The sequence below is a fragment of the Curtobacterium sp. ABR8 genome (assembly GCF_057812125.1).
Genome location: NZ_CM173818.1, coordinates 745053 through 764294 on the forward strand (window position 1 = coordinate 745053; position 19242 = coordinate 764294).

The window sequence follows — 19242 nt, forward strand, 5'->3', positions numbered from 1 at the left end:
ACCCGGAGCCGCCCACGTCACCCCAGCGGAGGAACCCAGCGGAGGAACCACGACAGTGCCAGGATGAGAGCAGGGGGGCATCCGCCGCCCGGACCGCAGGAGGACCCGTGAGCCGTCGCAAGGCCTGGAACGCCGATCCCGAACCGCTGCTCCGCGTCGAACCGGGCTTCCGCCTGGACCAGGTCGACCCGGACGCGACGCCGGGCTTCCCCGGCCGCAAAATCGACGGGCTCGAAGCGCTCGCCGCGGGGGCCTCCCGTCTCGCCGCCCTGCAGGAGCGGCTGTACGCGGCGTCGACCGCCGGCGACCAGCGCCGGGTGCTGCTGGTCCTGCAGGCGATGGACACCGCCGGCAAGGGCGGCATCGTCTCGCACGTCGTCGGTGCGGTCGACCCGAACGGCGTGCGCTACGCGGGCTTCAAGGCCCCGACGGCCGAGGAGCGCGAGCACGACTTCCTCTGGCGCATCGAGCGGCAGCTCCCGAGCGCCGGGCAGCTCGGCGTGTTCGACCGCTCGCACTACGAGGACGTCCTCATCCAGCGGATCCGGGCGTTCGCGGCGCCGGACGAGATCGAGCGACGCTACGGCGCGATCACCGAGTTCGAGGACCGCCTCACCGCCGAGGGCACCACGATCGTCAAGGTGATGCTGCACATCTCGAAGGACGAACAGCGCGAACGCCTCGGCGAGCGACTCGACCGCCCCGACAAGCACTGGAAGTTCAACCCGGCCGACATCGACGAGCGCCTGCTCTGGGACCGGTACCAGGACGCCTACCAGGTCGTGTTCGACCGGACCTCGACCCCGCAGGCGCCCTGGTACGTCGTGCCGGCGAACCGCAAGTGGTACGCCCGCCTGGCGGTGCAGCAGCTCTTGCTCCGTGCGCTCGAGGACATGCAGCTCTCGTGGCCGAAGGCGGACTTCGACGTGGCCGAGCAACGACAGCGGCTCGCCGAGTCCTGACGCCGGCGACGCGACCCCCGGACGTCGCCCGATCAGGGGTTGTGCGTCAGGAACAGCACCCAGATCGCCACGGGCTGCGCGATCACGCAGCACGCGAGGACGATCCACCGGCGACCAGGGGTGCGGTGGAGCGTGGGGATCCCGAGCAGGGGTGATGCCGGCAGGAGCAACCGGAACGTGCTCTGTTGCGGCAGGAACGTCGCGAACAGGTACAGCAGGTAGGACACCGATCCGAGCAGCGGGATCGACCCGATCCGTCGGGTCGACCGCGACGACGACCACCATCCGACGACGACGACGGCGACGAACACTCCGACGACACCGATGGGGCCAGCGAACCGCGCGGCCTGCAGGAACCACGGGGTCATCGGCGCGAAGTGGTCCACGCTGAGGTGGAGCCGCCACCATGCGAGCTCGGTCTGCAGGTACGCGTCCGGGACACCGGTGGCGACGGCTGCGACGACAGGCCAGGCCAGTCCAGCGGTCGCCGTGACGAGTCCGGTGATGATGATCGCGACGCGCTCCCGCACGGGCACCGGGTCGCGTTCCACGAGGCGGATGACACCGTGCACCGCGAGGGCGAGCGGGATCGCGAGCGCACCCGGTCGGGTGAAGGCGAGGACCGTGACGATCGGCAGGATCGTCCAGTACCGCCGTCGTTGCATCGCGATCAGCGCGGCGAACCCGAGCAGCAGGCCGAGTGATTCGGCGTAGGCGATCTGCAGGACGAACGCCACCGGCCCGAACGCGAAGAACACGGCAGACCACAGCGCTGTGCTCCTGCCGACGTGGGGGCGGAGCAGGACCATGAGGGCGACCGTGGCAGCCCCGCCGAACGTGGTCGCGAGCAGCACCGCGACGACCGCCGGGTCTGCGCCGGTCAGGCTCACCGCGGCGACGATCGCGGGGAACACGGGCAGGAACGCCCACGCGTTCTGCTGCACCGTGCCTGCGCTGTCGGTCGGCAAGGTGCTCGGGTACCCCTGGCGGGCGATCTCCAGGAAGTACTGGCCGTCCCACGCGGCGGAGCGTTCGAAGAAGCCCTTCCAGCCGGAGGGGTCGCCGAACCCGACAGGATCGGTGGACGCGAAACCGACCGTGAACGTGGCGGTGGTCACGGCTCGGGCGATCCCGTACAGGCCGAGGAGGACGAGCCAGTCGGGAAGCGGTCGAGTTGTCGTTCGCATGCGAGCCTCCGAAGTGTCATGCAGTATCCATCATGTTACTGTTCATGCTCGACCATCACCTGGACAGGGAAATCCATGACGCATCGCAGTGACCGTGAGGGAACCCTCGTGGTCATCCCCACCTACAACGAGCGCGACAACCTCGAGTCGGTCGTCGCCCGCGTCCACGCGGCCCGTCCTGACGTGCAGGTGCTGGTCGTCGACGACGGCAGTCCGGACGGCACCGGCGCCATCGCGGATCGGCTCGCCCGAGGAGACGATCGCGTGCACGTGCTGCACCGCACCGAGAAGGCGGGACTCGGTGCCGCGTACCTCGCCGGGTTCGCCTGGGGGCTCTGCCGCGGTCACGCCGTGCTGGTCGAGATGGACGCCGACGGCTCGCACCGCCCCGAGGAACTCGGCAGACTCCTCGATCGCTGCGCTTCGGGCGCCGACCTCGTGATCGGCTCTCGCTGGGTGCCCGGCGGCTCCGTCGTGAACTGGCCGTGGTACCGCATCGCGCTCTCCCGAGGCGGTTCGCTCTACAGTCGCATCATGCTCGGTGTCCGGGTCCGCGACCTCACCGGTGGGTACCGTGCCGTCCGCGCCGACCTGATCCGCACGCTCGTCGCCGAGGACATCGCGTCGACCGGGTACTGCTTCCAGGTCGACGTGGCCCGACGCGCTCTTCGTGCCGGCGCGGTCGTCGCGGAGGTCCCCGTCACCTTCGTCGAACGCGAGCGGGGAGCGTCGAAGATGAGCAGCGCGATCGTCGTCGAGGCGCTGGTCCGTGTGACCGGGTGGGGACTGCAACGGGCGTTCCGGCGCGCTTCGAGGTGAGGCGCTCGGCGCACAGCGGGCTCGCGCACCGCAGACCGGTCAGGGGGCACGGATCGCCTGCTCCGGCCTGCGTCCGTCCGCATCGGGGCTGGTATCAGAGCGCGGGGTCGCGTAGACTCGCTCGGTCGGCCTTCGACGCCGTGACATCGTGATCACGGGCTTCTTGTTGGGTGTGTGTTGCTCGAGGGCTGGAATCACGTCGAATCGCGACGGGATGAACCCCCTCTCCGCAAGCAGCCCCCGCCGATGTCGCTGTCGGGCGCTGCGGTTCGTTGCGCACCCGAGAAAGCAGACATGGCCCCGTACAACAAGGGCGCGGACAACCGCGCCTCCGACCGTCCCCGCCACCCGAACGGCACCCCCGCCGCACGCAGCAGCAAGCACCGCGGGTTCCGCGCTGCCGAGCCGACCGCGCCGCGCCAGAAGCAGCGCTGGGACGCCGAGGAGCGTCGCGGCCGCTCGGCGCAGGGTGAGCGCCCCGCCCGCCCGAACTGGGAACCCCGCGACAGCGGTGGCCAGCGCCGCCCCGAGCGCGACGACCGTGGTGGTCGTGGCTTCAACCGTGACGACCGCGCTCCCCGTCGCTTCGACCGCGACGACCGCGCCCCGCGCAGCTTCAACCGCGACGACCGCGCTCCCCGTCGTGACAACGACGACCGCCCCCGTCGCTCGTTCGACCGTGACGACCGCGCCCCGCGCAGCTTCAACCGTGACGATCGTGCTCCCCGTCGTGACAACGACGATCGCCCGCGTCGTAGCTTCGACCGCGATGACCGTGCGCCCCGGCGCTTCGACCGCGACGACCGTGCGCCCCGTCGTGACAACGACGACCGTCCCCGTCGCTTCGACCGTGACGACCGTGCACCGCGCAGCTTCAACCGCGACGACCGAGCGCCCCGTCGTGACAACGACGACCGCCCGCGTCGTAGCTTCGACCGCGACGACCGCGCTCCGCGCAAGTTCGACCGCGACGACCGCGCTCCGCGCAAGTTCGACCGTGACGACCGCACGGACCGTGCCCCGCGCCGCTCGTTCGACGAGCCCGAGCGCGGCAAGTTCGTCCCCGCCGACGACGTCAAGCTCGCGAAGCTCCAGGCCGAGTCCACCGTCGCGTCCGACGTCGAGGGCGTGACCTTCGGCGACCTCGGCATCGGCGGCAACATCTCCCGTGCGCTGGCCGAGCTCGGCGCCAGCAGCCCGTTCCCGATCCAGGCGGCGACGATCCCCGACGTGATCGCCGGCAAGGACGTCCTCGGCCGTGGCCGCACGGGCTCCGGCAAGACCATCGCGTTCGGCGCCCCGCTCGTCGAGAAGCTCATGGAGCACGGCGGCGGCACGAAGCGCAAGATGGGCCGCGCCCCGCGTGCGCTCATCCTCGCGCCGACCCGCGAGCTCGCCCTGCAGATCGACCGCACGGTGCAGCCGATCGCCCGCTCGGTGGGGCTGTTCACCACGCAGATCTACGGCGGTGTCCCGTACGGCCGTCAGGAGGGCGCGCTCGAGCGCGGCGTCGACATCATCGTCGGCACCCCCGGTCGTGTGCAGGACCTCATGAACAAGGGGAAGCTCGACCTCAGCGAGGTCGTCATCTCCGTGCTCGACGAGGCCGACCACATGTGCGACCTCGGGTTCCTCGAGCCGGTGCAGGAGATCCTCTCCGCCACCGCCGAGGTCACCCCGCAGGGCAACCGTGCGCAGAAGCTGCTGTTCAGCGCGACGCTCGACACCCAGGTCGCGGCGCTCGTCGAGCAGTTCCTGCACGAGCCGAGCGTGCACGAGGTCGCGGGTGAGGACCAGGCGTCCTCGACCATCGACCACCGCGTCCTCGTGGTCGAGCAGCGCGAGAAGGACCGTGTCCTCGAGGAGCTCGTCGCCGGCGACGGCAAGACGATCGTCTTCGCCCGGACCCGCGCCTACGCCGAGCGTCTCGCCGACCAGTTCGAGGACGCCGGCATCCGTGCGACCTCGCTCCACGGTGACCTGAACCAGTCGCGCCGGACCCGCAACCTGCAGCTCCTGACGAGTGGCCGGGTGAACGTGCTCGTCGCCACCGACGTCGCCGCCCGTGGCATCCACGTCGACGACGTGTCGCTCGTCGTGCAGGCGGACGCCCCGGACGACTACAAGGCGTACATGCACCGCTCCGGCCGCACGGGTCGTGCGGGCAAGGAGGGCACCGTCGTGACGATCGTCCCGCGTGGCCGCATCCGCAAGATCGAGGGCATCCTCGAGCGCGCCGAGATCGAGGCGGACCTGGTGCAGGCCGCGCCCGGTGACGGCATCGTCAGCGAGCTCGCCGCGCGGTAGACGCGACCCCAGGACGGACGGGAGGCCCGTGGCATGCGTGCCACGGGCCTCCCGTCCGTCACATGGTGAGCAGCAATGGTCGGGTCCCGGAGTCGGTCCCGACCATTGCTGCTCACGAAGCGACCGCGCGACCGCGCGACCGCGCTCAGCGGTTGAAGAACAGCAGTCCGCGCACGAAGCCGGCCTGACCGGCGTGCTGCGTGCAGTCGTCGAGGATGCTGACGAGTCGGGCGCCGGCGGTGACGGGCGGGTCCCACGCGTCGTCGACCACGGGGTCGAGGTCGTCCGGTCCGAGCGTGCCGAGGTACGCGACGGTGCGGTCGTGGACCGCGCGCAGGTACCCGGTGAGCAGCGCAGCAGAGGCGCGCACGCGACCGACGTCGTCGCGGGACATGCCGTAGCCCAGGGCCTCGGCCGGGAACGGCAGGCCGAACCGTTCGTACCAGCCGTCCGCCGTCCACACCTGCGCGGTGCCCGCCAGGTCGGCGATCTGGACGTCCTGGCCGCGGGCGGTGTGCCACGCGAGCCACGCCAGGGTGTTCGCCCCGGCGGCGGGACGCGCTGCGAGCTGGTCCTCGGACAGGCCGTCGACGGCGCGTTCGACGGTCTCGGGCACGCGGGAGAACGCTTCGATCAGGACTTCGGACGGTGTCATGGGCACCACGCTACGCGCGCGCCGCGACACAGGGGGTCTCGCCGATCGTCAGGCGGAACGGGCCGCGGTCTCCGCACGGGAGTGGCGGTCCAGGGCGTCGCCGAGCCCGGTGAACGCTGCGGCGAGCCGGACCCGGTCGGCGGGGCCGACGACCTCCCGGAAGGCGTCCGAGTAGACGGCGCCGATCTGCCGGGCGACCTCGGCGCCCGAGGCGGTGAGGTGCAGCAGCACACTGCGACGGTCCTGCGGGTTCGGGCGGCGTTCGAGGTGCCCGCGCTGCTCGAGGCGGTCGACGAGCGAGGTCATGGCGCCGGTGGTGAGCTCGAGGTACTCGCCGGCCTGCTTCGGGGTGACCCCGTCGCCGTCGGCCGCGGCGAGGAAGAACACGAACCGGGTGTCCGTGGCGTTCAGCCCGCGCACGACGCTCTCGTGGTGCAGGACACGGGCGTGCTGCGTCTGGAGCACGCGGAAGGCCGTGAGGAGCTGCGCCAGGTCGGTGTCCGCGTCCACGGTGTCGGGCAGCGAGACGGTCGGGGACACGGGCGCGGGCGGCAGCGTGTCGGGCAGGACGGGCTGGGTGGTGTCCGTCATGGGCAGCTCTTCTCGGCAGGGGGTGGATGACTCAGTCAACAAGTATCTCACTCGTCAAGACACCCCCAGCACGGGGGTAGTGCCTTCCCTTGTGAGTTGCTCGGCGGAAAAGTAACTTGATCGTCGTAACAACCACCCCGGCCCCGACGCGACCAACCACCGCGACCACGGCGCCACCGTTTCCGGATCAGGAGCTCTCGCAATGTCTCGTGTCACCCCTCGCGCCGCCCGTCTCGCCGCCTGGATCGCCATCCCCGCCGCCCTCGTCGCCTCGGGTGTCGTCGTCTCGACCGCGTCCTACTCGGCGTTCTCGGCGACCACCGTCAACCCGACGAGCAACTGGACCGCCGGCAGCGTCGCCCTCTCCGACGACGACAACAACACCGCACTCTTCACCGCGACCGCCCTGAAGCCCGGCTCGACCGGCGCGAACTGCATCACGGTCACCTCGACGGGCTCGCTGCCCTCGACCGTCAAGCTGTACGGCACCGCCGCGGCCACGACGAAGGACCTCGCGGCGAACATCAGCCTGACCGTCGAGCAGGGCACCGGCGGCGGCTTCGGCTCCTGCACGGGCTTCACGCCGCTCGCCACCGGCGGCACGATCACGGCTGCGAACACTACGCTGGCGTCCTTCGGGTCAGCGGCGACGAACTTCGCCACCGGCGTCGGCTCGTGGGCCCCGACCGGCACCGCGTCCGAGTCGCGCGTCTACCGCTTCTCCTACAAGGTCTCGGACACCGCCCCGAACACGGCCCAGGGCGGCACCGCCGCGCTCGGCTTCACCTGGGAAGCCCAGAACAGCTGACCCGGGGAGCACTCCCCACCCGGTGACCGGGGCTGAGCCCGAGCCAGCCCCGGCCGCCACCCCCGAGAACGCGCCCCCGGTCGAAGGCAGTCATGAGCAGCATCGCAGTGCACGGTGGTCCCGCACCGCACGCCGTGCTCCGTGACGTCGTCGACTGGGGGCGCGTCGTCGTCGGCACCGTCGCACGCGGTGTGGTCGCCACCCTCCTCGGCCTCGCCCTCTGGGCGGCCGCGCCCGCGGTGATCGGTTGGCAGCCCACCACGGTGATGACCGGGTCCATGGAGCCGCGGCTCACGTCCGGTGACGTGGTCGTCTCGCGACCGGTCGCGTCCGGCGAGGTCCGGACGGGCAAGATCCTGCTCGCCGACGACCCCGACCAGTCCGGCCACCTGCGCATGCACCGGTACGTCGAGGACGGTCCCGGCGGCACCCTCGTCACGAAGGGCGACGCGAACCCGCAGCAGGACTCGACGCCGCTCGAGCGCTCCGCCGTGCGCGGGGTCGCGTTCCTGCGCATCCCCTTCGTCGGGGCGCCGGTCCTGTGGCTCCGACAGGGGGAGTGGGCGAAGGTCGTCGTGCTCGCGCTCGGCCTGACGGCGCTGCTCGCGCTCTGCACGGTCGACGGGTCGCTCCGCCGCCTCGCGGCGGTCGACGACGAGCGCGACGACGACGGCGACGGCTCGGACGGGGGCGACGACGCCCACGGGTCGGGCGGCGGCCCGTCGGACGGTGCCGGTGCCGGCCGGGAGGCGCGGGACGACACCGCCACGGGCCTGGCGTCCGGCGCGACGACCGTCGTCACCCGTCGCTCACTGCGGGTGCACGAGCGTCGCGTCCAGCGGCTGCGCCGCTTCGGCGGCGCCGCGGCGGTCCTCGCCATCGCGGGCAGCGTCGGGGTGCTCGTGCCGGCGCAGGCGGTGGCCGCGCCGTGGTCGCGGACGACGGTGAACCCGGGTTCGACCTTCACGGCGGGCACGGCGACCGGTGTGCCCACGCTGACCTGCACCGCAGCGTCGTCGAACACCGTGACGATCGCCTGGACGTACACGGACCCGACGGTGCCGAACTCCTTCGACCTGGTGAACGGGACGACCCAGCTCGCCACCGCCACGACCGCCGGACAACGTTCGCTCGTCTACGGCGGTGCCGGCCTGCTCGACCTCGGCACGACGTACACGTTGAACCTCCGCACGAACCTCGGCAACGGGTGGACCGCCACCAGCACGCCGACCGTCAAGGTCAAGGTCGTGTCGGTCCTCGGTCTGGCCTCGGCGAGCTGCGTGCCCTGAGTCCTCCCCAGGCGGCGGTTCTCCCCAGGCGGCGCGCGGCCGTCCGGCGATGTCCCCGGCCGGCGTTACCGTGTCCGCATGCGCATCCTGCACACCGGCGACTGGCACCTCGGCCGCACGCTGCTCGGTGCCGACCTCCTCGAGCACCAGGCGGCGTTCCTCGACTGGCTCGTGGACCTCGTGCAGGACCGCTCCGTCGACCTCGTCGTGATCGCCGGAGACGTGTACGACCGGGCGATCCCGCCGATCGACGCCGTCCGCATGCTGTCCCGGGTGCTCGAACGCCTGGCACAGACGGCGACCGTGGTGCTCACGCCGGGCAACCACGACTCCGCCGCACGCCTGGGGTTCGGTGCCGGTGTGATGGACCGCCGGGTGCGCATCCTCGCCGAACCCGCCCGGATCGCCGACCCGGTGCTCGTCGACGACGCCGACGGCCCGGTGGCGGTCTACGGCATCCCCTACCTGCACCCGGACCTGACCCGGTACGCACTGGCCGATGTGCCGGACGAACCCCTCGCACGGTCGCACCACGCGGTCGTGCACGCCGCCACCGAGCGGATCCGTTCCGACCTCTCGCTGCGGGGGAGCACCCGCAGTGTCGTCGTCGCGCACGCCTTCGTCGGCGGGGCCGATCCGAGCGACAGCGAGCAGGACATCCGCGTCGGCGGTGTCGACCGGGTGGCCGAGTCGGTTTTCGACGGCTTCGACTACGTCGCCCTCGGGCACCTGCACGGTCCCCAGCGGGTCGGCGACGGCGGCCGGATCCGGTACGCCGGCTCACCGCTGGCGTTCTCGTTCGGTGAGCGGCACCAGCAGAAGTCGGTGACCCTCGTCGAACTCGACGCCCGCGGCGCCGTCAGCACCGAGCTCGTGCCGGCCCCGGTGCCGCGACGCCTGGTCGACGTCCGCGGCAGCATCGACGACGTCGAGTCCGGCGTCTTCCGCGCCGACGCCGATGCGTGGGTCCGGGTGGCCGTGACCGACACGGTGCACCCCGAGCGCATGTACGCCCGGGTGAAGGACCACTTCCCGCACGCGTTGGCGATCACGCACGAGCCGGCCGACCGTGGCCCGGCGACAGCCGCCCGCGCGGTCACGGCGACGTCCGACCCGGTCGAGGTCGCAGCCGACTTCGTGACCTTCGCCACCGGTGCCTCGCCCGACGACGACGAGCACGCCGTCCTGACCGAGGCGTACGAGGCCGCGGTGCTGGCGCTGCAGCGCGAGGGGGACCGCTGATGTACCTGCACCGACTCGAGCTCCGTGCCATCGGGCCCTACCCCGACCTGGTGTCCATCGACTTCGCAGCGCTCGCGGCCTCCGGTGTGTTCCTGCTCGAAGGGCCGACGGGTTCCGGCAAGTCGACCATCATCGACGCCGTCGTGTTCGCCCTGTACGGCGGGCTCGCCGGGTCCGACGCCAGCTCCGACCGCCTGCACAGCCAGCACGCCGACCCCGCCGTGGAGCCCTTCGTCGAGCTCGTCTTCGAGACCGGTGCCGGGACCTACCGGGTCCGCCGCACCCCGCAGTACGACCGACCGAAGCAGCGGGGGACCGGCACCGTCAAGCAGCAGGCGTCCGTGCAGCTGTTCCGCCTGGCGAACCCGTCCGACGTCGCCGGTGAACCGATGTCGTCGCGCATCCCCGAGGTCGGCGTCGAGATCGGCCGCATCATCGGGCTGGACCGCGCGCAGTTCCTGCAGACCGTGGTGCTGCCGCAGGGCGAGTTCGCACGGTTCCTGCGGTCCCCGGGTGAAGACCGCCGCAAGCTCCTGCAGTCCCTGTTCGGCACGCAGGTCTACGACCGGACCGCCGACGAACTCGCCGCGCGGCGCCGCGCCGTGCAGGCGGAGGTCGACGGCGCCGACGACCGTGTCCGCGACGCCCTGAACCGCTTCGCCCAGGCCGCGGGCCTCGACGACGCCGACGAGTCCGGCGTGCCGTCGACCGTCACGTCCATCCGCGCGGCGGCCGACGCCGCTGCGGCCGTCCGTGCTGCGGCGGCCTCGGCAGCGACGGCGGCGGCCGAGCACGAACAGGTGGTCACGGCGCGTGCGACCGCCCTCGGACGACGTGCGGGGCTGCTCGCGCGGCAGACCGCGCTCGACGACGACGCCCCGGCCGTCGACGACGCCCGGGCGATCGTGGCCCTCGGCGAACGCGCCGCACGGGTTGCCGCCGTGGCCGACGGACTCGACGCCGCGGTCCTGCGGGCGGACGAGACCACCGCGACGGCCCGAGCGGTGCGCGATCGCCACGGGGTCGCCGAGGCCCCCGACGTCGTCGTGGGCCGGCGCGATGCCCTGGCCGACGACCTGTCCGCGGTGCGCCACCTCGTCGCGGTCGAGGACGGCGCCGCTGCTCGACGGTCCGCCATCGCCGACGCCGTCGCGACCGCCGAGCAGCTCGCCGGGCAGCTGGTCGCGCTCGACGCCGCGCTCGACGCCCGACCGGCCGAACGGGCCCGCATCGTCGAAGCCGCACGCACCGCGGCCCGGACCGCGGCCGACGCGGACGCCGCAGCGCACGAGGTCACCCGCGTCCGATCCCTCCGGTCCGAGCTGGTGGCGCGCGACCACGCGGCGCAGCGCGTCACCGCGGCCGAGCAGACCGTCACCGCGGCACGACGATCGGCGAACGAGGCCCTCGCCGCCGAGCGTGCGCTCCGTGAACGCCGGATCGCCGGACTCGCCGGAGAACTCGGCGCAGCGCTCACCACCGGGGACCCCTGTCCGGTCTGCGGGGCGACGGAACACCCGTCGGTGGCCACCCCGCAGGACGACCACCCGACCACCGAAGCCGTCGATGCCGCGGGTGACGCCACCCGGCGTGCGGACCAGCGCCTCGCCGACGCCGCGTCGGACCTGGCGGTCGAACGCGCCGAGCACCAGCGGCTGGTCGACGTCGTCGGCGGGGTCGACGCCGCAGCGCTCGACGCCCTGACCGAGGCCGCCGACGCCCGGGTCCGGGCCGCGCACGACGCCGCGGCCCTCGTCCTGCAGCACGAGCGGCACCGGGCGGAGCACGACACCGAGACGGGTCGGCTCCAGCGGGAGCGGAACGACCTCGACGCTCGTCGCACCGTCCTGACCTCGACCGCGCAGGCCGACGCCGAGCGACTCGACACCGACCTCGGCACCGTGGCCGCGGCACTCGAGCGGCTCGGCGCGCTCCTCGACGACCGCCCCACGACGCTCCGGACGGCCGTCGAGCTGCTCGACGAGCGACTCGAGGCGTACCGCGCGGTTGTGCAGGCCGACGAACTGGTGGCCACCGCGACCCGTTCCCGGGACGACCGTCGTGCCGAGGTCGCCCGGGTCCTCGACGACCAGGGCTTCGCCGACGTCGCCGCAGCGCGGGCTGCACGGCTCGACCCCGACGACACCGAACGGCTGCGGGCGCGGATCAGCGCGGCCGAGGCCGAGCGTGCCGTCGTGGTGGCCGGTCTCGCCGAGCCGTCCGTGGTGGCCGCGGCGGACGACTCCGCGGAACGTCTCGACCTCGACGGCGCCCGCGTCGCTCGTGAACGCACCGCCGCCGAACTCGAGCAGGCCACCGGGGCGGCTGCCTCCGCCGCCGACCGGGCCGACGCGGTCGACCGGTGCGCGACCGAGGTGACCCGTGCGACCCGCGCCCGTGACGAGACGTCGGCGCGCAGCCGCGCCGTGGTCCGGCTCGCCGACATCGCGAACGGCGTCACCGCGGCGAACCCGACCGGTATCACCTTGGGCACCTACGTGCTCATGCGTCGGTTCGAGGACGTCGTCGCCGCGGCCAACGACCGACTCCGGGGGATGCTCGCGGGCCGGTTCACGCTCGAGACCTCGGACGAACGCGAGTCGGGGTCGCGGGCACGCCGGACCGGACTGGCACTCGCCGTGCACGACCACACCACCGACACCGTGCGGGACCCCCGCAGCCTGTCCGGCGGCGAGACGTTCACGGTGTCGCTGTGCCTGGCGCTCGGCCTGGCCGACGTCGTGCAGGCGGAGGCCGGCGGGGTCTCGCTCGGCACGCTCTTCGTCGACGAGGGGTTCGGCACGCTCGACCCGGAGACCCTCGACGACGTCATCGGGCAGTTGTCCAGGCTGACCGCGGGCGGACGGCAGGTCGGCATCGTCAGCCACGTCGAGGAACTCAAGCAGCGGATCCCGGAGCGGATCGCCGTGCGGCGCACCGCTGCCGGCGGCTCGCACGTGACGACGACCGTCTGACGCCGTCGGTCGTCACCGCCATGGCGGACCGTTACGGGGTCGGCGTGGACTCCACGGTGCCGTCGGGTGGCGGCAGGATGTCCGCGGCGATCCACGGGAACACCCACTGGAACAGCACGAACACGATCGCCGCGAGCAGCACGAGCAGCTCGAGCACCTTCAGGACGGTGGGTCCGGGCAGCAGCCGCCAGACCAGGGGGAAGATCACTTGGCGGTCTCCGAGAGTTCCTTCGGGGTGCCCTCGGACGCGGGCATCCAGTAGTCGAGCTTCGCGTGCGTGACGAACCGTTCGGCCGCCGACCACATCGGGTGGCACGCGGTGAGGGTCAGCCAGCGGTCCGACGGCGAGGGGTCGACTCCGGGCTTGTTCGGCACCGGCGCGATCGTCTCGACGTGGTCGGGCGTGACGATCTGGCTGTCGGTGACCTTGTAGACGTACCAGACGTCGAACTTCGTCTTCGCGTCGGTGACCCGCACGACGACGGAGTCGTCCTTCTTGAGTTCGGCGATCTGGTTGAGCGGCTTGCCGTAGGTCACACGGTGCCCGGCGACGGCGAAGTTGCCGGGGGCTCCGGGCATCGCGGTGTCCTGGTAGTGCCCGAGGCCGATGGTGTTCAGGACCTTCTCGCGGTCCGTGCCCTCGCCGATCGGCCGGTTGTAGTCCTTGCCGAAGCGGGGGATCTGCATCGTGCCGAAGACGTCGGAGAGATCCGGCGGCTCCGCCAGCACGGGTGCGGTGCCACGGTGCTCGGTGCCGGCCTTGTCCGGGGTCTTCAGCTGGTCGAGTCCCTCGACGAGTTTCGACTGCTCGTTGACCGCCACGACGTCCGTCCACCAGGCGGTCCAGACCACGTACAACCCGGTGCCGGCACCCGCGATGATGAGCAGTTCGGCGATGAGCGAGACGATGGCCCCGCCGACCGTCTGGCGCCTCCGGGGGGAGCGCCGCCCGGATCGTCTGCCGCTGTCCTCGTCCCGCGCGCTGCGGCGCGACGGGATGGTGTCGTGTGCGGTCACGGGGCTCCTGATCGACTGGTCGGTCGGACAGGTCTATCAGATCACGACGACGGCCCGGTGAGGACGTTCTCCACACCCCGTAACGTGGGGGGATGGAGTACCGGATCCGCCCGTTCCGCGCCGAGGACACCGATGCGGTCGTCGCCCTCTGGGAATCGTGCGGTCTCGTCCGCCCGTGGAACGACCCGCGCCGGGACATCGCGCGCAAGGCCACGGTCCAGCCCGAGCTCTTCCTGGTCGCCGAGGGCGAGACCGGCGGGGTCGTCGCCGCGGGGATGGCCGGTTTCGACGGGCACCGCGGCTGGGTGAACTACCTCGCCGTGCAGCCGGACCTGCAGGGTTCCGGCCTCGGCCGGACGCTGATGGCGGAGTTCGAGCGGCTCCTCACCGACCTCGGTTGCCCGAAGGTGAACCTGCAGATCCGTGCCGGCAACGAGCGGGTCCTCGGCTTCTACGAGTCCCTCGGCTACTCCGACGACCGCTCCGTGTCGCTCGGCAAGCGGCTCATCCCCGACGTCTGAGCCGTCCCGTCACGCCAGGGTCAGACCCACCGACGCGACGAACGCCAGCGCGATGCCGACCCACTGCGGCGCGGTCAGCCGCTCGCGCAGCACCACCCCGGCCAGCACGACCGTGCCGATCGGGTAGAGCGCGTTGAGCACGCTCACGACGGGCAGCGTCCCCGGGTCGTCGCTCGCGTGCAGCCCCACCTGGATGCACACGTTCGCCAGGGCGTCGAAGACGCCGCAGGCCGCGACCGTCAGCAGCAGTCGCGGCGGCCACCAGCGCCCTGGAGGCACGGCAGACCCCGCGACGCCGACCGACGCTGCCGGGTCTGCCGCGCCTCCAGACCGCGCCGTGCGCCCGGCACGCACCGTCACCACGAGCGCCGCTGCGCCCAGCAGCACCGTCTGCAGCACCCGCGCGACCACGAGTGGGTGGATGCCCGCGCCGGGCGGTGTCATGTCGTAGGCGAGCACGATGCCGCCGAACCCGCACCCGGCCACCGCGGCGGCGACGACCCCGCGCACGGTGGGGCGTGCACCCGAGGTGTCCCGCACCGCCGCCACCAGCACCACCGCGACGACGGCCACGACCACCGCGGCGATCGCCAGCGGAGACAGGACGGTCCCGCGGGCGACGGCCACCACGACCGGGACGACGGCGGCGAACACGGCGGTCAGGGGTGACAGCACGCTCATCGGGCCGATCGCCAGCGCGGCGTAGAGCAGCAGGACCCCGACGCCGCCGGACAGCCCGGCGACCGCGCCCCAGAGGGTGCTCGTCCACGACGGTGTCCCCCCGAGCACGGCCAGTCCCATCAGCAGCGGCGCGATCCCGATCGCCGCGGCCACGGCGGCGACCGTCACCGGACGGATGCGCCGTGATGCGAGCCCGCCGAGGAAGTCGGCGAAGCCGTAGACGACGGCTCCGGACAGGCCGAACAGCACGGTGAGCACGGGTCCCATCCTGCCCGGCCCGGTAGCCTGCGTGGCGTGAGCGTTCCCTACCACCGCCTGCCCCGTGTCGACGCACGATGGAGGTGGTGGCGCCCGCTGGTCGCCCTCGCGTTCCTGGCGGGCTGGTACGTCGCCTCGCAGGTGCTCATCGCGGTTGCGTACTTCGTCCCGCTCGGCGTGACCCAGGGTCCGCAGGCGCTGATCGACCTGCAGAACGACTTGGCAAGCGGTGCGCTGGACCCGACCGATCCGCTCGTCTTGTCGCTGTCGCTCGTGTCACTCGTCATCCTGCTGCCCGGCATCCTGCTGGCGGTCAAGGTGGCACGCCTCGGTCCGGGCAGCATCCTCACCTCGACGCGGTTCCGGGTCCGGTGGGCCTGGACGGCGTGGTGTCTGCTGCCGACGCTGGTCATCGCGGCGGTCATGTTCGTGGTGCAGACCGGCCTGTTCTGGGACGGCGGGATGATCACGACCGACGGCGGCTTCGCGTGGAACCACGGCGCGATCGGTCAGTCGACGGTGTCGCTCGGCACCCTCACGCTCACGATCGTCCTCGTCGTGCTGCTCGTGCCGTTCCAGGGTGCGGCTGAGGAGTTCATCTTCCGTGGCTTCCTGATGCAGACGATCGCGTCGTGGATCCCGCGACGCACCGGCACGGTCATCGCCGTCGCGGTGTCGACCGTCGTCTTCGCCGTGCTGCACATCCCGAACGGCTACAACGTCTGGGGCATCCTGGACGTCGGTTCGTTCGGCCTGATCGCGGCGATCATCGTGCTCCGGACCGGGGGGCTCGAGGCCACCGTCCTGCAGCACGCGTTCAACAACATCATGATCTTCGTGCTGCAGGCGCCCGGGTGGTCGAGGGTGGACCTGCAGTCACAGGACGCGAACGGCACGTGGCAGGGCTGGCTCGTCACCCTCGGCACCTCGCTCGCGTTCTGGGGCATGGTCGAACTCCTGGCGTGGTGGCGGAAGCTCGACCGCACGTTCGCCGGACACCCGGCGCCGCGGTTCCGCGGCACGCCGCCGGTCTGGGCGGGTGGCAAGCGCTGGCTCGGTCCGGCGAGCACGGGCTGGGCCGTCGCGCCGACCCGCGCCGGCGCTGTGGACACAGCCGCTGTGGACAGTGCCGTGGGTGTCGCCGGTCGCCCGTAGGCTCGTGGCATGAGCACCACGCCCGCGCCCGCTGCCGTGTCTGCTTCGCGAGCCGCAGCGCTCGACGTCCTGCACCGCGTGTGGGGCTACGACGACTTCCGCGGCGAGCAGGCGGCGATCATCGACCAGGTGGTCGCCGGCGGCGACGCCCTCGTGCTCATGCCCACCGGTGGTGGCAAGTCGCTCTGCTACCAGGTGCCCGCGCTCGTGCGCGACGGCGTCGGGGTCGTGGTGTCGCCGCTCATCGCCCTCATGCAGGACCAGGTCGACGCCCTCGCGGCGAACGGGGTGCGCGCCGCCTTCCTCAACTCCACGCAGGGGCCCGACGAACGGGCCCGGGTCGAGCGCGCGGTCGTCCAGGGCGAGGTCGACATGCTCTACCTCGCACCCGAGCGGCTCCGGCTCGAGTCCACGCGTGCGCTCCTCGACCGGGCGAGGGTCTCGCTGTTCGCCATCGACGAGGCGCACTGCGTCGCCCAGTGGGGGCACGACTTCCGGCCGGACTACCTCGAGCTGAGCATCCTGCACGAGCGCTGGCCGACCGTGCCCCGGATCGCCCTGACCGCCACGGCGACCCCACAGACCCACCGCGAGATCTCGGCGCGGCTCGGCCTCGACGACGCCGCGCACTTCGTCGCCGACTTCGACCGCCCGAACATCCAGTACCGCATCGAACCGAAGACCGGTGCGCTGCAGCAGCTCCTCACCTTCATCCGCACCGAGCACAGCGGCGACTCGGGCATCGTCTACTGTCTGTCGCGCAAATCGGTCGAGCGGACCGCCACCGCCCTGGCCGAACAGGGCATCCAGGCGCTGCCGTACCACGCGGGCCTCGACGCCCGGGTGCGTGCGCGCAACCAGTCGACCTTCCTGCGCGAGGACGGCATCGTCATGGTCGCGACGATCGCCTTCGGCATGGGCATCGACAAGCCCGACGTCCGCTTCGTGGCGCACCTCGACCTGCCGAAGTCGGTCGAGGGGTACTACCAGGAGACCGGTCGCGCCGGGCGCGACGGACTGCCCTCGACCGCGTGGCTGGCGTACGGCCTGAACGACGTCGTGCAGCAACGACGGATGATCGACCAGTCCGAGGGCGACGCCGCGCACCGTCGGCAGCTCAGCGCCCACCTCGACGCCATGCTGAGCCTGTGCGAGACGATCGAGTGCCGCCGGGTGCGACTGCTCGCGTACTTCGGGCAGGAGTCCACTGCCTGCGGCAACTGCGACACGTGCATCGCCCCACCCGAGTCGTGGGACGGCACCGTACCCGCGCAGAAGCTGCTGTCCACGGTCGTCCGCCTCGAGCGTGAGCGCGGCCAGCGGTACGGCGTCGCCCACCTCGTCGACATCCTGGTCGGCAAGCAGTCGCCCCGCGTCCAGGAGCTGCAGCACGAGTCCCTGGCGACCTTCGGCATCGGCTCCGACCTGTCCGACGGCGAGTGGCGGGCGGTGGCCCGACAGCTGCTCGCGCAGGGCTACGCCGCGGTGTCCGGCGACGGCTTCGGGACGGTCGTCCTCAGCCCGACGAGCGCCGAGGTCCTGACCGGCAAGGTCCAGGTCCGGATGCGTCGCGACCCGGTGAAGGCACCTCGGGCGAGCCGGTCGTCCCGCCGGACCGTGGTCACCGACATGCCCCAGCAGGCGGTCGGACTGTTCGAGGCCCTCCGGGTCTGGCGTGCCGCGCAGGCGCGCGAGCAGGGCGTTCCGGCGTACGTCGTGTTCAACGACGCGACGCTCCGGGGCATCGCGGCGGTGCGTCCAGCCGACGTCGACCAGCTCGCCGAGATCTCCGGGGTCGGTGCCGCGAAGCTCGAGCGGTACGGCCGTGCGGTGCTCGATGTCGTGGCGACCGAGGCCGACTGACGCCACCGCCGAGCATGCATGCCGCAGCGGGCATGGAGCGCCGGCCGGCGTGATTACACTCGGGAGTCCGCCGTCACGACGAGGAGGCCCGGTGCCCGGTTCGACCAAGTTCGCCACCGTGTTGAGCCGCGCAGTGGTGACCCCGCTCGCGCGGATGCTCTGGCGACCGAAGATCATCGGACGCCGCAACGTGCCGAAGCGCGGACCGGTCATCCTCGCGAGCAACCACCGCTCCTTCATCGACTCCCCGGCGATCACGCTGATGGCCCCGCGCAAGGTCGCCTTCCTCGCGAAGCAGGAGTACTTCACCGGGACGGGGTTCCGCGGGGCGGTGTCCCGGGCGTTCTTCGGCGGCATCGGTGCGATCGGGGTCGAGCGCGGAGCCGGAGCGGCGGCGCAGCAAGCACTCGACCTCGGGCTCGCGCGCCTGGACGAGGGCGAGGCCTTCGCGATCTACCCGGAGGGCACCCGGTCCCTGGACGGACGGATCTACAAGGGCCGCACGGGCGTGGCCTGGCTGGCCCTGACGAGCGGCGCCCCCGTGGTGCCCGTGGCGCTCACGGGCACGCAGGACGTGCAGCCCGTCGGCTCGAAGCTGCCGAAGCTCGCGAAGGTGACGATCGAGTTCGGCAAGCCGATCGACCTGTCGTCCTTCGGTGAGGCGTCGTCCGGACGCGCACGCCGGCACGCGACCGATGCGGTGATGGCGGCGATCCAGGAGCTCAGCGGGCAGGAGCCGGCGAACACCTACAACAACCCGCCCGCAACGATCGTCGAACGGGTCCGGCGTGTGCTCCAGCCGGACGACCCGACCGCGGCGGCCGTCGACCCCGACTGAGGAACCGTCCGGTCACTATTGCACATCTGAAATATCGATGGTTGAATGAGGGACGTGCCGCACGGCACGGTTCC

Annotated in this window: 17 protein-coding genes; 11 read left to right on the plus strand and 6 right to left on the minus strand. The window is 72.1% G+C overall.

Annotated elements, in window-relative coordinates; all coding sequences use genetic code 11:
- Window positions 1–107 precede the first annotated feature (107 nt).
- Complete coding sequence (locus ACXKZB_RS03625) at window positions 108–962, plus strand: polyphosphate kinase 2 family protein (RefSeq protein WP_488824748.1); 855 nt, start codon at window positions 108–110, stop codon at window positions 960–962.
- Between the two features lie 32 nt (window positions 963–994).
- Here the strand turns inward: ACXKZB_RS03625 and ACXKZB_RS03630 are convergent, their stop codons facing one another.
- Window positions 995–2149: a hypothetical protein gene (locus ACXKZB_RS03630; protein ID WP_488824749.1), complete on the minus strand. Its 1155-nt coding sequence runs from the start codon at window positions 2147–2149 to the stop codon at window positions 995–997.
- Between the two features lie 75 nt (window positions 2150–2224).
- Between ACXKZB_RS03630 and ACXKZB_RS03635 the strand changes: the two genes are divergently transcribed.
- Complete coding sequence (locus ACXKZB_RS03635; protein WP_488824750.1) at window positions 2225–2968, plus strand: polyprenol monophosphomannose synthase; 744 nt, start codon at window positions 2225–2227, stop codon at window positions 2966–2968.
- Window positions 2969–3262: 294 nt separating this feature from the next.
- Complete coding sequence (locus tag ACXKZB_RS03640) at window positions 3263–5275, plus strand: DEAD/DEAH box helicase (protein WP_488824751.1); 2013 nt, start codon at window positions 3263–3265, stop codon at window positions 5273–5275.
- Window positions 5276–5420: 145 nt separating this feature from the next.
- On the opposite strand, the gene ACXKZB_RS03645 is transcribed toward ACXKZB_RS03640, so the two are convergent.
- Together ACXKZB_RS03645 and ACXKZB_RS03650 are read right to left on the minus strand one after the other, a co-directional pair.
- Complete coding sequence (locus ACXKZB_RS03645) at window positions 5421–5930, minus strand: mycothiol transferase (RefSeq protein ID WP_222659529.1); 510 nt, start codon at window positions 5928–5930, stop codon at window positions 5421–5423.
- 48 nt (window positions 5931–5978) lie between these two features.
- A complete protein-coding gene (locus tag ACXKZB_RS03650) occupies window positions 5979–6521 on the minus strand; it encodes a MarR family winged helix-turn-helix transcriptional regulator (protein ID WP_488824752.1) in 543 nt (180 codons plus the stop codon).
- Between the two features lie 202 nt (window positions 6522–6723).
- Here ACXKZB_RS03650 and ACXKZB_RS03655 point away from each other — a divergent pair, with 202 nt between their 5' ends.
- From ACXKZB_RS03655 to ACXKZB_RS03670, 4 genes are all read left to right on the plus strand, one after another.
- A complete protein-coding gene (locus ACXKZB_RS03655) occupies window positions 6724–7329 on the plus strand; it encodes a hypothetical protein (protein WP_488824753.1) in 606 nt (201 codons plus the stop codon).
- A gap of 92 nt (window positions 7330–7421) precedes the next feature.
- A complete protein-coding gene (locus ACXKZB_RS03660) occupies window positions 7422–8618 on the plus strand; it encodes a signal peptidase I (RefSeq protein ID WP_488824754.1) in 1197 nt (398 codons plus the stop codon).
- Between the two features lie 78 nt (window positions 8619–8696).
- Entirely contained in the window at window positions 8697–9860 is a 1164-nt protein-coding gene (locus ACXKZB_RS03665; RefSeq protein WP_488824755.1) for a metallophosphoesterase family protein, read from the plus strand.
- Window positions 9860–12835 carry an AAA family ATPase gene (locus tag ACXKZB_RS03670; protein ID WP_488824756.1) on the plus strand — a complete coding sequence of 992 codons (2976 nt, stop codon included), beginning with the start codon at window positions 9860–9862 and terminating at the stop codon, window positions 12833–12835. The genes ACXKZB_RS03665 and ACXKZB_RS03670 overlap by 1 nt, the downstream gene beginning before the upstream one ends.
- A gap of 31 nt (window positions 12836–12866) precedes the next feature.
- On the opposite strand, the gene ACXKZB_RS03675 is transcribed toward ACXKZB_RS03670, so the two are convergent.
- Window positions 12867–13043 carry a hypothetical protein gene (locus ACXKZB_RS03675; protein ID WP_185021323.1) on the minus strand — a complete coding sequence of 59 codons (177 nt, stop codon included), beginning with the start codon at window positions 13041–13043 and terminating at the stop codon, window positions 12867–12869.
- Window positions 13040–13852 carry a class E sortase gene (locus ACXKZB_RS03680; protein ID WP_488824757.1) on the minus strand — a complete coding sequence of 271 codons (813 nt, stop codon included), beginning with the start codon at window positions 13850–13852 and terminating at the stop codon, window positions 13040–13042. The genes ACXKZB_RS03675 and ACXKZB_RS03680 overlap by 4 nt, the downstream gene beginning before the upstream one ends.
- A 92-nt stretch (window positions 13853–13944) precedes the next feature.
- On the opposite strand from ACXKZB_RS03680, the gene ACXKZB_RS03685 reads away from it, so the two are divergent.
- Window positions 13945–14373, plus strand: a complete 429-nt coding sequence (locus tag ACXKZB_RS03685) for a GNAT family acetyltransferase (protein WP_488824758.1) — start codon at window positions 13945–13947, stop codon at window positions 14371–14373.
- Window positions 14374–14382: 9 nt separating this feature from the next.
- On the opposite strand, the gene ACXKZB_RS03690 is transcribed toward ACXKZB_RS03685, so the two are convergent.
- Window positions 14383–15312 (minus strand): EamA family transporter, encoded by a 930-nt coding sequence (locus ACXKZB_RS03690; RefSeq protein ID WP_488824759.1) that lies wholly within the window; start codon window positions 15310–15312, stop codon window positions 14383–14385.
- Between the two features lie 36 nt (window positions 15313–15348).
- Here ACXKZB_RS03690 and ACXKZB_RS03695 point away from each other — a divergent pair, with 36 nt between their 5' ends.
- The 3 genes from ACXKZB_RS03695 to ACXKZB_RS03705 all read left to right on the plus strand — a co-directional run bounded on the left by ACXKZB_RS03695 (window position 15349) and on the right by ACXKZB_RS03705 (window position 19168).
- Complete coding sequence (locus ACXKZB_RS03695) at window positions 15349–16467, plus strand: CPBP family intramembrane glutamic endopeptidase (RefSeq protein WP_488824760.1); 1119 nt, start codon at window positions 15349–15351, stop codon at window positions 16465–16467.
- 9 nt (window positions 16468–16476) lie between these two features.
- The gene (recQ, locus tag ACXKZB_RS03700; RefSeq protein ID WP_488824761.1) at window positions 16477–18330 is read left to right on the plus strand and encodes a DNA helicase RecQ; all 1854 of its coding nucleotides are present in this window, start codon (window positions 16477–16479) and stop codon (window positions 18328–18330) included.
- A gap of 91 nt (window positions 18331–18421) precedes the next feature.
- On the plus strand, window positions 18422–19168 hold the full coding sequence (locus ACXKZB_RS03705; protein ID WP_123310215.1) for a lysophospholipid acyltransferase family protein: 747 nt from the start codon (window positions 18422–18424) through the stop codon (window positions 19166–19168).
- Window positions 19169–19242 lie beyond the last annotated feature (74 nt).

Bases quoted from the DNA above. Each gene is read 5' to 3' on its own strand.
- ACXKZB_RS03630 (WP_488824749.1), bottom strand. From the start codon at position 2,149: ATGCGAACGACAACTCGACCGCTTCCCGACTGGCTCGTCCTCCTCGGC.
- ACXKZB_RS03635 (WP_488824750.1), top strand. From the start codon at position 2,225: ATGACGCATCGCAGTGACCGTGAGGGAACCCTCGTGGTCATCCCCACC.
- ACXKZB_RS03640 (WP_488824751.1), top strand. From the start codon at position 3,263: ATGGCCCCGTACAACAAGGGCGCGGACAACCGCGCCTCCGACCGTCCC.
- ACXKZB_RS03645 (WP_222659529.1), bottom strand. From the start codon at position 5,930: ATGACACCGTCCGAAGTCCTGATCGAAGCGTTCTCCCGCGTGCCCGAG.
- ACXKZB_RS03650 (WP_488824752.1), bottom strand. From the start codon at position 6,521: ATGACGGACACCACCCAGCCCGTCCTGCCCGACACGCTGCCGCCCGCG.
- ACXKZB_RS03655 (WP_488824753.1), top strand. From the start codon at position 6,724: ATGTCTCGTGTCACCCCTCGCGCCGCCCGTCTCGCCGCCTGGATCGCC.
- ACXKZB_RS03660 (WP_488824754.1), top strand. From the start codon at position 7,422: ATGAGCAGCATCGCAGTGCACGGTGGTCCCGCACCGCACGCCGTGCTC.
- ACXKZB_RS03665 (WP_488824755.1), top strand. From the start codon at position 8,697: ATGCGCATCCTGCACACCGGCGACTGGCACCTCGGCCGCACGCTGCTC.
- ACXKZB_RS03670 (WP_488824756.1), top strand. From the start codon at position 9,860: ATGTACCTGCACCGACTCGAGCTCCGTGCCATCGGGCCCTACCCCGAC.
- ACXKZB_RS03685 (WP_488824758.1), top strand. From the start codon at position 13,945: ATGGAGTACCGGATCCGCCCGTTCCGCGCCGAGGACACCGATGCGGTC.
- recQ (WP_488824761.1), top strand. From the start codon at position 16,477: ATGAGCACCACGCCCGCGCCCGCTGCCGTGTCTGCTTCGCGAGCCGCA.